At 52.8% G+C, this 13,180-nt stretch carries 10 protein-coding genes; 3 read left to right on the top strand and 7 right to left on the bottom strand.

The features are described 5' to 3' along the window. The first annotated feature begins 10 nt into the window (after window positions 1–10). Window positions 11–1,012 carry a type I glyceraldehyde-3-phosphate dehydrogenase gene (gap, locus tag JQN59_RS11450; protein WP_149607267.1) on the top strand — a complete coding sequence of 334 codons (1,002 nt, stop codon included), beginning with the start codon at window positions 11–13 and terminating at the stop codon, window positions 1,010–1,012. Window positions 1,013–1,138: 126 nt separating this feature from the next. Next, on the top strand, window positions 1,139–2,065 hold the full coding sequence (locus JQN59_RS11445; RefSeq protein ID WP_149607268.1) for an alpha/beta hydrolase: 927 nt from the start codon (window positions 1,139–1,141) through the stop codon (window positions 2,063–2,065). 41 nt (window positions 2,066–2,106) lie between these two features. Here the strand turns inward: JQN59_RS11445 and aldA are convergent, their stop codons facing one another. From aldA to hrpA, 3 genes are all read right to left on the bottom strand, one after another. After that, the gene (aldA, locus tag JQN59_RS11440; RefSeq protein WP_149607269.1) at window positions 2,107–3,546 is read right to left on the bottom strand and encodes an aldehyde dehydrogenase; all 1,440 of its coding nucleotides are present in this window, start codon (window positions 3,544–3,546) and stop codon (window positions 2,107–2,109) included. A 199-nt stretch (window positions 3,547–3,745) separates the two neighbouring features. Further along, a complete protein-coding gene (locus JQN59_RS11435) occupies window positions 3,746–4,537 on the bottom strand; it encodes a YdcF family protein (protein ID WP_149607270.1) in 792 nt (263 codons plus the stop codon). Between the two features lie 85 nt (window positions 4,538–4,622). Beyond that, window positions 4,623–8,525 carry an ATP-dependent RNA helicase HrpA gene (gene hrpA, locus JQN59_RS11430; protein WP_149607271.1) on the bottom strand — a complete coding sequence of 1,301 codons (3,903 nt, stop codon included), beginning with the start codon at window positions 8,523–8,525 and terminating at the stop codon, window positions 4,623–4,625. Between the two features lie 201 nt (window positions 8,526–8,726). Between hrpA and azoR the strand changes: the two genes are divergently transcribed. Then, the gene (gene azoR / locus JQN59_RS11425) at window positions 8,727–9,332 is read left to right on the top strand and encodes an FMN-dependent NADH-azoreductase (RefSeq protein WP_003020341.1); all 606 of its coding nucleotides are present in this window, start codon (window positions 8,727–8,729) and stop codon (window positions 9,330–9,332) included. Window positions 9,333–9,376: 44 nt separating this feature from the next. On the opposite strand, the gene JQN59_RS11420 is transcribed toward azoR, so the two are convergent. From JQN59_RS11420 to JQN59_RS11405, 4 genes are all read right to left on the bottom strand, one after another. Beyond that, a complete protein-coding gene (locus JQN59_RS11420) occupies window positions 9,377–9,568 on the bottom strand; it encodes a hypothetical protein (protein WP_032943560.1) in 192 nt (63 codons plus the stop codon). Between the two features lie 124 nt (window positions 9,569–9,692). Next, window positions 9,693–10,019 (bottom strand): YdbL family protein, encoded by a 327-nt coding sequence (locus tag JQN59_RS11415; RefSeq protein WP_032943562.1) that lies wholly within the window; start codon window positions 10,017–10,019, stop codon window positions 9,693–9,695. Between the two features lie 7 nt (window positions 10,020–10,026). Then, a complete protein-coding gene (locus JQN59_RS11410) occupies window positions 10,027–10,218 on the bottom strand; it encodes a YnbE family lipoprotein (protein WP_008784882.1) in 192 nt (63 codons plus the stop codon). Then, entirely contained in the window at window positions 10,215–12,854 is a 2,640-nt protein-coding gene (locus JQN59_RS11405) for a YdbH family protein (RefSeq protein ID WP_103015382.1), read from the bottom strand. The genes JQN59_RS11410 and JQN59_RS11405 overlap by 4 nt, the downstream gene beginning before the upstream one ends. Between the last annotated feature and the right edge of the window lie 326 nt (window positions 12,855–13,180).

The raw sequence follows: 13,180 nt of genomic DNA, 5'->3' as shown, positions 1-13,180 counted from the left end.
GGAGAAAACCATGAGTAAAATTGGCATTAACGGTTTTGGTCGTATCGGCCGTCTGGTATTGCGTCGGCTACTGGAAGTCAAAAGCAACGTGGAGGTTGTGGCCATTAATGACCTCACCTCGCCCAAAATTCTCGCCTATCTGTTAAAGCACGATTCAAACTACGGCCCGTTTCCCTGGAGCATCGACTTTACCGAAGACGCGCTGATTGTCGACGGTAAAAAAATCGCGGTTTACGCAGAAAAAGAGGCCAAAAATATCCCGTGGAAAACCACTGGCGCTGAGATAATCATCGAATGCACCGGTTTTTATACCTCGACAGAAAAAGCCAACGCGCACCTGGATGCAGGTGCCAAAAAAGTGCTGATATCCGCCCCGGCTGGCGACATGAAGACCATTGTCTTTAACGTCAACGACGACACAATGGATGCGAACGATCGGGTTATCTCGGTCGCATCGTGCACCACCAACTGCCTGGCACCGATGGCGAAAGCGCTGCACGATAGCTTCGGTATTCAGCTTGGCACTATGACCACCATCCACGCCTACACGGGAACGCAGTCGCTAGTTGATGGTCCACGCGGGAAAGATCTGCGCGCCTCGCGGGCAGCAGCAGAGAACATCATTCCCCATACCACTGGTGCCGCCAAGGCCATTGGTCTGGTTATTCCGGCGTTGAGCGGAAAATTAAAAGGCCATGCCCAGCGTGTTCCGGTGAAAACAGGATCTGTCACGGAACTGGTATCGATATTGGGGAAAAAAGTCACTGCTGAAGAGGTCAACAACGCGCTGAAAAAAGCCACGCAAAATAATGAGTCGTTTGGTTATACCGACGAGGAAATCGTCTCGTCAGATGTCATTGGCTCGCATTTCGGTTCGGTATTTGATGCAACACAAACCGAGATTACCGAAGTGGGCGATCTGCAACTGGTAAAAATTGTCGCCTGGTACGATAACGAATACGGTTTTGTCACCCAGCTTATTCGTACGCTGGATAAATTTATCAAGCTCTAATGTTCTGGCGGAGGCCTGCCTCCGCCCTCTTTCATTTCCCGCGAATTCAATACGTTGTGAGTCTCTCCCCGTTTTCAATTCACTGACTGTGCTATAGCTAACCTTTGCCACTGAGGGAGCATAGTAATGGAAGCACTGAGTCGTGAAACGTTAGAAAACATGATGGAGCAAGCCGTTGCCCACGCAACCACCGTCTCATTCTGGCCGCAGAGTGAAGCCCCCGGAGCAAAAAACAGCGATGCGGTCTTTACGCCAGAACCCCGACATACAGGAACATCTCAGTATGATCGTGCTGTCACCGGTATTCGCGCCCCGGAAATTACCGTTTATGCCCCCGAAAAACCTAACGGCGTAGGGATCCTTGTTACACCGGGAGGTTCTTACCGTCGCGTGGTGATGGATAAAGAAGGCAGCGTACTGGCACCATTCTTTAACGCCCGCGGTTATACCCTGTTTGTGATGACCTACCGCATGCCGGGTGATGGCCATGAGGAAGGTGCAAACGCGCCGCTGGCCGATGCCCAGCGCGCCATGCGCTACATTCGCGCCAACGCCCATGAATGGAAAATTAACCCTGATCGTATCGGTGTGTTGGGCTTCTCTTCCGGTGGTCACGTAGCCGCCAGTCTGGGAACCCGGTTTGCCGAACCGGTTTATACACCGATTGATAGCATAGACGAGCAACCAACGCGTCCTGCGTTCATGGCGTTGGTCTACCCGGTGATTACTCTGCGTGAAGACATCGGCCACCCGGGCTCTCGTCTTGAGCTGGTTGGCGCTACGCCCGAAAAGGAAGATCTGCGCCACTATTCTCTGGAAGATCGAGTGGATAACACGACACCGCCGACATTCCTGCTACACGCCATCGACGATCCGGCGGTGAAAGTAGAAAACAGCCTGGTTTTCTTTAATTCGCTACGTGGGCTGGGCGTTCCGGTCGAAATGCATCTGTTTGAACGCGGTAAGCACGGATTTGGTATTCGCGATGCGCAAGGGTTACCGCTGGCCATCTGGCCTGAAATGATGATGAACTGGATCGCCACCAAAGTGTGAGAATTGCGCCGGGTGGCGTACAGGCTCACCCGGCGAAAAACTTAAGACTGCAAATACACTACCTGTGTTTGCAGGTATTCATTCAGACCGTGTTTACCATCTGCCCCGCCAATCCCGGACTTGCGCCAGCCAGCGTGGAAGCCCTGCATCGCCTCGAAGTTTTCGCGATTAATATAGGTTTCGCCAAACTTCAGCCCCTTAATCACCTTCATTGCCGTATTCAGATTCTGCGTATAGATCGATGAGGTCAGTCCGTAGTCGCTGTCATTGGCCATCGTCAACGCCTGTTCCAGCGTATCAAATGCCACCACCGGCAGCACCGGACCAAACGTCTCCTCGTGCATAATCGCCATATCCTGGCGCACGTCTAACAGTAATGTCGGCGGATAGTAATAACCTTTACCAGCAACGGCTTTACCACCCAGCACCACACGGGCGCCTTCCTGCACCGCTCGCTCGACTTTTTGCTCTACACGCGCCAGCGCAGCGGCATTAATCAGCGGCCCCATCGCAATGTCATTGCGTTCGGCCGGATTGCCAAACTGCACGGCTTTCATCGCCTCACCCAGACGATTAACGAACTGGTCATAGATACCTTTCTGAACGTATACGCGCTCGGCACAGTTGCATACCTGTCCGGTATTGATCACCCGCGAGTCAACAATAGCCTTCACCGCCAGCTCAAGGTCAGCATCGTCCATCACGATAGCCGGGGCCTTGCCACCCAACTCCAGACAAACTTTGGTGATGTTTTTGGCCGCTGCGGCCATAATTTTCTCACCCGCACCGACGCTACCGGTCATGCTCACCATGGCGACCTTCGGGTTTCCGGCCAGCTCCTGCCCGACCGTTTCACCGCGTCCCAGCACCAGGTTAAAGACTCCGCGCGGTAAACCAATGTCATCAACAATTTTGGCAAAGGCGATGGCGTTATTCGGTGTGAATTCACTCGGCTTAATGACGATGGTATTTCCCGTCAGCAAGGCGGGGGCCAGTTTGCGGGCAATCAGGAAAAACGGGAAGTTCCACGGCAGAATGCCCGTCGTCACGCCCAGTGCACGCTTAAACAGCAATATATTCTCACCTGGGCGATCGCTTTGCAGGATCTCGCCTTCATAGCGACGCGCCCACTCCGCCATGTAATCGATATAGTCAGCGGTAAACGCGACTTCAACGTCAGCCAGTTGTTGAATTTTTCCACCTTCCGCCACAATCAACGCGCTGATTTCATCGGCTCGCTGGCGGATACCTGTAGAAATTTTGCGTAACCAGTTTGCCCGTTCAATGGCAGGCAACGCTTCCCATTGCGGCTGAGCGCGATCCGCGGCATCGATCGCTTTACGCGCATCTTCGGCACGCCCATCGGGAATACGCGAGATAATCTCTTCCGTGGCCGGATTGACGACATCAATCCAGGCGTCATCGTGCCAGGTCACAAACTGCCCATCGATATACATAGGATGTTGTACGGGTACTGACATGCGGCTCTCCTGTGATTGATTTGTTTTTAACAAGTAAAACTATTGTTAATTAATATCAATCATGCATGACGCATTATCGCTGGAGTGGCGGTTCTGTGAACTGCTTCATAAAAGCGTCTGGAAAAGTAAGAATAAAGAGAAAAACCAGGTGGGATTTCTGCCCGTTTGCCGTAAAACACCGACAAACGGGCAGCAAGAATTACAGAGAACGGCTCTCCAGTAAGTCGGTCAACGCGGTATCATTTTTTAGCTGCTGCCAGGCTTGCTCGACGTCCTGGGGTATATCAACATGTACGATAAAATCGTGTCCACAGGGCCCGTAGCCGGTTGCATCATCACGCAGGCGCGGAAGTTCACCGGTAATGAGAGAAAGATAGCGTTCTACCGACCACAGACCTTCTGCGGCGGGCACAAAATCCACGCCGTCGTGCTGTTGGGCCAGTTCAGGGATGAAACCAGGGAAACTCAACCAGCGCGGCGCATGCGACTCATCGCGGGTGACGCGCTGAAACGTGGCCATTGTGCGGCGTTGCATCGTGGGATCCTGCACCACAATGACGGTATGAATACTTTCTGCCGCCTGATTCAGTAATGCACAGCTAAACCGGGCATTCTCACCGCAGTTTGTCGACTGATCTTCCACCCAAATTTTCTCACCCGGAATTTGCCAGAACTGGTGAGCAATATCGGCAAGGATCGCCGCTTCCGCGCGTCCGGTAGTACGAATGATGCTATAACGCGGATGCTGGGCAATCGCATCATACAGAAAGCGCGTGGAATGACCGATACCACCGCTAATCAGCAAGGGAACCTGTTGCTCTTTCGCGATCCGACAGGCGGCGTCGATGGTAGGAATAACCGCGTTCCCTGCCAGAATCACGCAATCTGACTGAACGGTGATATTCCCCGTAAAATCATTCTGCGCTAGCCATCGCCCTACGGTATTGATAGCCGCAAGGGTGGTTGCGGAAAGTGTCGGAAACTGACTCATATTGATGACTCCTGGTGTTTATCTTTACCGGGTACAGATGCCGGGTGGCGGCTACACCTCATCCGGCCTACGGCCCTGCACCGATTTATCCCGAAATCTGCTCCATCGCCTGCAGAATACGTTTATCGGAGATCGGATACGGCGTACCAAGCTGCTGGGCAAAATAGCTGACGCGCAGCTCTTCTATCATCCAGCGGATCTCTTTGACATCGGCATCTTGACGGCGCGCGGGAGGCAGTTTATTGAACCACTGCTGCCAGGCCTGCTGCACACTGTCCACTTTCAGCATCTGTGCACGGTCACGGTGCGGATCGATAGCCAGTTTTTCCAGACGTTTTTCAATAGCCTGCAAATAACGCAACGTATCGCCCAAGCGTTTGAAACCATTGCCGGTAACAAACCCGCGATACACCAGTCCGCCCATTTGCGATTTGATATCCGCGAGACCCAGCGCCATGGTCATATCCACGCGCCCTTTCAGACGTTTATTGATATTAAACACTGCGGTCAGGATCTGTTCGACCTGCTTCGCAATCTCCACCACCGTATCGTTCAGTTCAGCCCGCACTTTCTCATGCAGCGCGGTAAAGCCTTCTTCAGTCCACACCGGGCCACCGTTGGCGTCAATTAACTGATCCACACCGCAGGAGATACAGTCGTCAATCAAATCCAGAACTTTACCGTATGGGTTAAAGTACAGCCCCAGCTTGGCTTTATTGGGCAGCTTCTCATGCAAATATTTGATTGGCGAAGGAATATTCAGCAGCAACAGGCGGCGTAAACCGCACCACATCGCCTGCTGTTGTTCCAACGGATTATCAAACAGTTTGATGGCAACGCTGTCACGCTCATCGACCAGCGCCGGCCACGCTTTCACCTTATAGTTACCGCGTTTTTGTTCGTAACTTTCCGGAAGCTGACCGAAGCTCCAGATGTGCAACCCACTCTGTTCAATGCCGTCATCGGCCACCGCAGACAATGTTTCCTGAACTTTACCCTTCAGCGCATCCTTCAAATCTTGCAGCGAACGTCCTTCCTGTAGCTTCTTATTTTTATCATCCACCACCCGGAAGGTGATTTTTAGGTGATCGGGCACCTGATCCCAGTGCCAGTCTTCACGGTCAACGGTAACGCCGGTCATGCGGCGCAGTTCACGCTCCAGCGAGTCCAGCAGCGGCAGTTCCAGCGGTGTGACGCGGCCTAAAAACGCTTCCGCATAGTTCGGCGCGGGCACAAAGTTGCGTCGTACCGGTTTTGGCAACGACTTAATCAGGGCGATCACCAGTTCGCGGCGCAGCCCCGGGATTTGCCATTCAAAACCGCTCTCTTCGATCTGATTAAGCAGCGGGAGTGGAATATGTACGGTCACACCGTCCGCATCGGCTCCAGGTTCGAACTGGTAGCTCAGGCGCAGCTTAAGGTTACCCTGATGCCAGAAGTTCGGATAATCCAGCTTACTGATTTTCTCCGCACCCTCTTTGATAAGCATGCTCTTTTCAAAGTTGAGCAGATCCGGCGTTTCACGGCTGACCTTTTTCCACCAGCTATCAAAGTGACGAGCAGAAACCACGTCATGGCTGATGCGTTGGTCGTAAAACTCAAACAGCGTCTCATCATCGACCAGAATGTCGCGACGGCGTGATTTGTGCTCTAACTCTTCCACTTCAGCCCGTAACTTCAGATTGTCACGGAAAAACGCATGGCGCGTTTGCCAGTCGCCTTCCACCAGCGCATGACGAATGAACAGTTCACGTGACAGCGCCGGGTCGATCTGGCTGTAGTTCACCTTACGGGCGGCAACAATCGGTAAGCCGTAGACGGTGACCTTTTCTGTCGCCATGACCGCGCCCTGCGCGCGTTCCCAGTGCGGTTCACTGTACGAACGTTTGATCAGATGCTGGGCTACCGGTTCCACCCATTCGGGATCGATACGCGCGGCAATACGTCCCCACAGGCGACTGGTTTCCACCAGCTCTGCCACCATCGTCCACTTCGGTGGTTTTTTGAATAAACCTGAACCCGGGAAGATCGAGAAGCGAGCGTTACGCGCCCCGGTAAACTCCTGTTTATCGGTATCTTTCATCCCGATGTGCGACAGTAAACCGGTCAGCAACGCGACGTGGATCTCCCGATATTCAGCGTGTTCGCTGTTGACCGGAATACCCAACTCTTTCACCACCTGGCGCAGTTGCGTGTAGATATCCTGCCACTCACGCACGCGCAGGTAGTTCAGAAAATCAAGTTTGCACTGGCGACGGAACTGGTTTGACGACAGCGCTTTTTGCTGCTCGCCGAGATAGTTCCACAGGTTCACAAATGCAAGAAAATCAGACTCTTTGTCGTGGAAACGGCGATGCTTCTCATCGGATGCCTGCTGCTTGTCCATTGGACGCTCGCGCGGATCCTGAATGGACAGCGCCGAGGTGATGATCATCGCTTCGCGCACACAACCATGTTTTTGTGCTTCCAGCACCATTCGCGCCAGCCGTGGGTCCACCGGAAGTTGCGACAGCTGACGGCCCAACGGCGTTAACTTGTATGCGGTTGCCTGTTCGTCGGTGGTTATCGCCCCCAACTCTTCGAGCAGGCGCACACCGTCCTGAATATTGCGCTTATCCGGCGCTTCAACAAACGGGAACGCCGCGATATCGCCCAGACCCAACGCGGTCATCTGCAAAATAACGGATGCCAGGTTGGTACGCAGGATCTCCGGGTCGGTAAACTCCGGACGCGACAGGAAATCGTCTTCGGAATACAGACGAATACAGATCCCTTCCGAAACACGACCGCAGCGGCCTTTACGCTGGTTAGCAGAGGCCTGCGACACCGGTTCAATCGGCAAGCGCTGAACTTTGGTGCGGTAACTGTAACGGCTGATACGCGCGGTGCCCGGGTCAATTACGTATTTGATTCCCGGAACGGTCAGCGACGTTTCCGCCACGTTGGTCGCCAGCACGATACGGCGACCGCTGTGCGACTGGAACACGCGGTTCTGTTCGCTGTTTGAAAGACGCGCATACAGCGGTAGCACTTCGGTATGGCGCAAATCCAGCTTATTCAGCGCATCGGCGGTATCGCGAATTTCACGTTCGCCGCTCATGAAGATCAGAATGTCGCCTGGCCCTTCACGCCCCAGTTCATCTACGGCATCAAAAATTGCCTGCAGCTGGTCACGCTCAGTGTCATCTGCATCTTCAACAATTGGACGATAGCGCACTTCCACCGGATACGTTCGGCCGGAGACTTCGATAATCGGCGCGTTATTGAAATGCTTTGAAAAACGTTCAGGATCGATGGTCGCCGAAGTGATGATAATTTTTAGATCCGGGCGACGCGGTAGAAGTTCTTTCAGATAGCCGAGCAGAAAATCGATATTCAGACTGCGTTCATGCGCTTCATCGATGATAATGGTGTCGTACTGCATTAGCAGCCGATCCTGTTGGATTTCTGCCAGCAGGATACCGTCCGTCATCAGCTTGACCATGGTGTTATCACTTACATGATCGCTGAAACGTACCTTATAACCGATACAGCCGCCCGGCTCGGTCTGCAGTTCTTCCGCGATACGATTCGCCACAGTACGCGCCGCCAGACGGCGCGGCTGGGTATGGCCTATCAGCCCTTTTACCCCGCGCCCCAGTTCCATACATATTTTGGGTAACTGGGTGGTTTTCCCCGAACCGGTCTCACCGGCGACAATCACCACCTGATGGTCGCGGATTGCCTCCAGAATATCCTGTTTTTTCTGGCTGACGGGCAGGTTTTCCGGGTAGCGGATTTCCGGACGCGCCGCTTCACGCAGCACAACTTTACCGGCTGCCAGCTCAATCTCTTTCGCCATCTCCTGGTAAATGGCCTGTTGTGCATCAGGATTTTTAACCTTCTTCACACCGTGCAGGCGGCGGGAAAAACGCTGTCTGTCACGCAGCATCAGTGAGTCCAGCTGTTGCTGCAACATGTTGAAGGTTAATTTTTGTTGTTCTGTCATAGCGTTAAAAGGCAGTGCTCTGCCGGGTTAAATCTCTTTTAGATGATGGGTATAGAGTACCACATCGGCGCTTTTCATGTGTTGTTCAATAATTTCGAACATAGGATTCGATATATTGCGCTATCACTGCGACAGGATTGTGAATAAAGTGTCAACAAGCAACGGGGCACCACCCCTTCAAACACATAAAAGGAAACACCCATGAGCAAGGTATTAGTTCTTAAATCCAGTATTCTGGCAGGGTACTCTCAGTCTGGTCAGTTGTCTGATTATTTTGTTGAACAGTGGCGTGAAAAGCACTCTGCTGATGAAATCACTGTCCGTGACCTGGCTGCAAATCCTGTACCGGTACTGGACGGCGAACTGGTGGGTGCGATGCGCCCGAGCGATACACCGCTGACGCCGCGTCAGCAAGAAGCGCTGGCGCTGTCCGATGAGCTGATTGCTGAGCTGAAAGCGCATGATGTGATTGTTATCGCCGCGCCGATGTACAACTTCAACATCCCAACGCAGCTGAAAAACTACTTTGACCTGATTGCCCGTGCAGGTGTGACTTTCCGTTATACCGAGAAAGGCCCGGAAGGTCTGGTGACAGGTAAACGCGCGGTGGTGCTGACCAGCCGTGGTGGTATTCATAAAGACACACCAACCGACCTGATCACGCCGTACCTGAACGTATTCCTGGGCTTTATCGGCATCACCGACGTGAATGTTGTCTTTGCTGAAGGTATTGCTTACGGCCCGGAAGTGGCGTCTAAAGCACAGTCCGACGCGAAAGCCGCTATCGACAGCGTGGTAGCTGCCTGATAATTCCCCCCTCTCACCATCCGGTGGGAGGGTTTCTCCGACACTTACTTCTTTCCCTGCATCTGTATCTGTTTGCCGTGAATGCGATTAATATCACGCCAGATAGGTGCATAATCCCTGCATTTCGCCAGATTCTCTTCCCAACAATGAAGCAAAAACTGTTCAGGCTCCGCGACATCCCGGCTTAACAGCTTGAATACCCAACGATTCCAGACGTACCACTTGAGAAGCCACATGATTTCACCCTACGACGCGACCGGTGTTGGACTATACCAGCATCCATTTTATGCCGTGTGGCAACTATTGCGATGTCGATGAATAATCCAGCGTCGTGTCCCTCTGGCAGTGTGAAAAAGCGATTTACTCTTTTCTCAACCACTTACCATTTATACCCTGCACATACTCTCCCGGTTTAGCGCGAGCAACCAGCTTTTGCCCGGCCATTTTTGCCACTTCATCTGGCGGAATATTATTGCTCTCTGCCAGTTGCTGATAGCTGGCGTTGCGCGCTTTATTAATCTCACTCACCAGCGCCTGCGTTTCGGCATCGGTTTGCAATGCGACCAGATAGCCATTGAGCGTTTCCCCTACTCGCCCCTGAGTTCTGGCTTCATTCAGGGTCAATGCCCACGTATTGCTGCTGAGTAAACTTAGGACGACCAGCGCCACTGCAAACTGTTTTCTCATCATGACCTCAGAACAAATCGCTGCGCGATTTCAATAAACTTTCGACGTCTTTATCAACTTTGATATGGATCTCATGCTCGATTTTGACGTTCATATTAATGGTGATGGGCTCTTTTGGCGCAGCCACTTCGATTCTGGGAGTACATCCTACCAGCAGAGATGAAGTCAGCAGACCTAGCATGGCAGCTATCGTTTTCATTGTTGTTCCTCACATTCCTTGCCTTCCGGGCAATGGGTTTCCGGCAGCGCTGCATTTTGTTCAAGCCATGCCTGTAAATTGTCGCCAAAACGCAAACTGCGCCATAGCGTAAAGACGTTTTCCTCGTGGGTATAATTCAAATTAACCGTACCTACTTTGCCATCTACCCGACTATTGCCAGTCACGGTTGACTGCATGGTTAAGACACCGAGGTTATCCAGATTTATTTTCGTCCACGAATGGCTTATTTCCATATAACGCAGCCAGTTAATGGCCGCCCCCGCCGCCATGTTATCTTTGACGACCGCATCCGCTGTGTCCTTATCAATACGCAACGTCATCGGCCCTGGATTAGTCAACCAGCCGTCTTTAATGATCCATTTTTCGTTGTCCAGCCATAATGGCAACGCACCACTGACCGGGCCAGACATGGCGAACTGTTTGGGGTTAACCGCACTGATAAGCTCGCTGGAAGAGATATTCTGCACCCGCAATAAGGCCGGGTCGTGCTGCGGCATCCGCAGTTGCTGCATGATGATTTTGCCACCCAGCAGGTCGGCACTAACATCGCTCAACAGTAACGGGTTGTTTTCACTCCAGGGGTACGCCCCCTGCAGATCGGCGGCGATATTCTTCACCGTCACCTGATTCACCACTTCCGCAATACGCAGTGAAATAGGTCCACGCGTACCCAGTTGCCATGCGCCTTCACTAAACCGGAAAGGCAATACAAAATCGACACCGTTGATTTGGTTATCGGGCATCCAGGCGCTACCGCCTTTTAACACCCCATGACCGCCTGCTTCAAAGCCCTGCTCCGGGGCTGCCGAAAATGCGACCTGCGCATACAGATCACCTTCACGTAGCTTCATTTTCCAGTCAGGTGGAACCAGAGGTTGGAATACGGTGAGCGATTGTTTTGGCCACCAGGCCTGTCCGCGCAGGCGGATACCGTCCCAACGACCATTCAGCTGTACGGGCCCAATCGCCCCAGCGTGAAGCTGGCCTTTGAACTGGAAAATTGTCGGATCGCTACCTTCCACGCTGAACTTCAGCGTCGATGGTGGTAACACGCTTCCCCCGGTGAAGGTGGTGTTCCCTGCGTCCAGCGACAGCGCGCCGCTAAATGTCGGTTTGGTTGCATCCCGCACCCAAACTATCGGTTCGTCCATCACCAGACGCGGATTTTCCACCTTCATCGTGCCGTATTGCAGATGATCAAATCCGGTAGAAAGATCAAATAGCTTCAGGGTGTTGTCATGCCATTCTCCCTTACCCGCTACGTCCCAACGGGCATGCATCGGCGTAAAGCTGCCTTCTCCCCAATATCGCCACTGCCAACGACCGGCATCAGGAAGAAAATCATTTGCCAGGCCATCCAGATGCAGTTCAAAGCCCCCCATCTGGTTTTCATGCGCACGTAAAATAGCCTGCAGACGCCCATCCACACCACGTTGCGTGACTTTTACGCCTGCCAGCGGCCAGCGAATCTCGTCAATATCCAGCGAATCAATCACCCGCCCACGTGAGCGCAGCAGCGCTCCTGGCTCAAAAGCCAATTGTGGATCGTTCAGACTTCCGGTAAGTCTGGCGGGCAATTTCGCGTAGAAGATCAGATCGCCCTGTTTCGCTTCACCGATCAACTGTAGCGGCATCTCGCTACTATCCATGCCAAGCTTACCCGGCCCCAGCGTTAATACGGCATTTCCTTTACCGGCGTCGCCATGCGTCAGAACGTTCAGACGCCCGCTCACCACCGCGTTTTCCAGTCCGGCCTGCCAGTTCTCAACTTTTATGCCCAACCGCCCGCTTAACGGGAATCCCTGATAAGGCCAGTTCCAGCGTCCGTCGCTGATGGTCAGTTGCTGGCGTGTTATTTCCCACGGAAGGTCCAGCAGCGGATCGGCATTATCACGCGCCATGACAATCAGTTGTCCGCTGTTTTCTTGCCACTCCAGTTCGGCGTCCACAAGCGTAGGCTCTTGCGGCAGACTTAACGTCGCAACCGCATGACCGCTTACCGGTAGCCCATCGGGAACCAGTGGCATAGTAAATTCACCGACCAATTTTACCGGCGGCTGGCCTTCAAATGCCGCAACATCCAGCTCAGTTACCGTGAGGTTTTGCCCGTGCAAACGCCCATGGAATTTAACTTTTTCCCCCTGGTAACGCAGCTGTTGAGTGGTGGGAGTGAGCGAGAGTGACAGTTTTCCCTGCCATTCCTGCCATGGAGAAAGAATAAGTTTGTCGATGTTAATCCAGGTATTGGGCAGCATTGACTGCCATTCAGCCAGCGTTTTAGGCGCTGCCGGCGATGGCTCTGCCTGCGGCAATTTGGCCAGGCAAGCTGAATCCAACTCAATGGTCCCGACATTGAGCAACCAGCGGCTGGGGTGAGACAGATCCGCCTGAGTGATGCGTGCTAGCGGGCAATCTTCAACCAGATAGCGGAGTTCAGGTATATGCAACCCATGCCGTGTCAGCCGCGGGCTTTCATCCAGCGCGATGCGTGTTCCAACGGGTAACCAGATACCCACCAACGTAGGCACCCACAGGCCAAGCGTCATCACTAGCGTCAGCGGCACGAGAATCAATAATAAGAGGAGTGCCAGAACGGCTTTATATTTACCCTTCATGGGTAGTTAATATCCTGATTTAGCAAAAATTTAAGCCGGTTTAGGCCTGTATTGTGGCATGTTTAACTGGATATGCCCACATTAAGGATAGATAACCGATTTCTAGGCACGCTGTTACACGTGCCGTCTGGGATATTAAGATTCAGACTCAATGAGGCCTAAGTTGTCCATCGCTATGTTTAGGTCCGATACGACCTGCTTCTATCAGAATTTCCTCAATGAGTTCTTCGAGGCACTCCCTACCATGATGATCGCAGACCAGATGTACCTGCCGGGAAATCTCATCAGGTTTCATACCATCGCATAATGCCGCCTTGAGCATTAGG

The organism is Citrobacter sp. B72 (genome assembly GCF_016894305.1).
Lineage (GTDB): Bacteria > Pseudomonadota > Gammaproteobacteria > Enterobacterales > Enterobacteriaceae > Citrobacter > Citrobacter portucalensis.
This window is presented reverse-complemented; position numbering and strand designations above follow the sequence as displayed.

Excerpts from the sequence above, each read along its gene's own strand:
- JQN59_RS11445 (WP_149607268.1), top strand. The coding sequence starts at position 1,139 with ATGGAAGCACTGAGTCGTGAAACGTTAGAAAACATGATGGAGCAAGCC.
- JQN59_RS11435 (WP_149607270.1), bottom strand. The coding sequence starts at position 4,537 with ATGAGTCAGTTTCCGACACTTTCCGCAACCACCCTTGCGGCTATCAAT.
- JQN59_RS11420 (WP_032943560.1), bottom strand. The coding sequence starts at position 9,568 with ATGTGGCTTCTCAAGTGGTACGTCTGGAATCGTTGGGTATTCAAGCTG.
- JQN59_RS11405 (WP_103015382.1), bottom strand. The coding sequence starts at position 12,854 with ATGAAGGGTAAATATAAAGCCGTTCTGGCACTCCTCTTATTATTGATT.
- JQN59_RS11415 (WP_032943562.1), bottom strand. The coding sequence starts at position 10,019 with ATGAGAAAACAGTTTGCAGTGGCGCTGGTCGTCCTAAGTTTACTCAGC.
- azoR (WP_003020341.1), top strand. The coding sequence starts at position 8,727 with ATGAGCAAGGTATTAGTTCTTAAATCCAGTATTCTGGCAGGGTACTCT.
- hrpA (WP_149607271.1), bottom strand. The coding sequence starts at position 8,525 with ATGACAGAACAACAAAAATTAACCTTCAACATGTTGCAGCAACAGCTG.
- aldA (WP_149607269.1), bottom strand. The coding sequence starts at position 3,546 with ATGTCAGTACCCGTACAACATCCTATGTATATCGATGGGCAGTTTGTG.
- JQN59_RS11410 (WP_008784882.1), bottom strand. The coding sequence starts at position 10,218 with ATGAAAACGATAGCTGCCATGCTAGGTCTGCTGACTTCATCTCTGCTG.
- gap (WP_149607267.1), top strand. The coding sequence starts at position 11 with ATGAGTAAAATTGGCATTAACGGTTTTGGTCGTATCGGCCGTCTGGTA.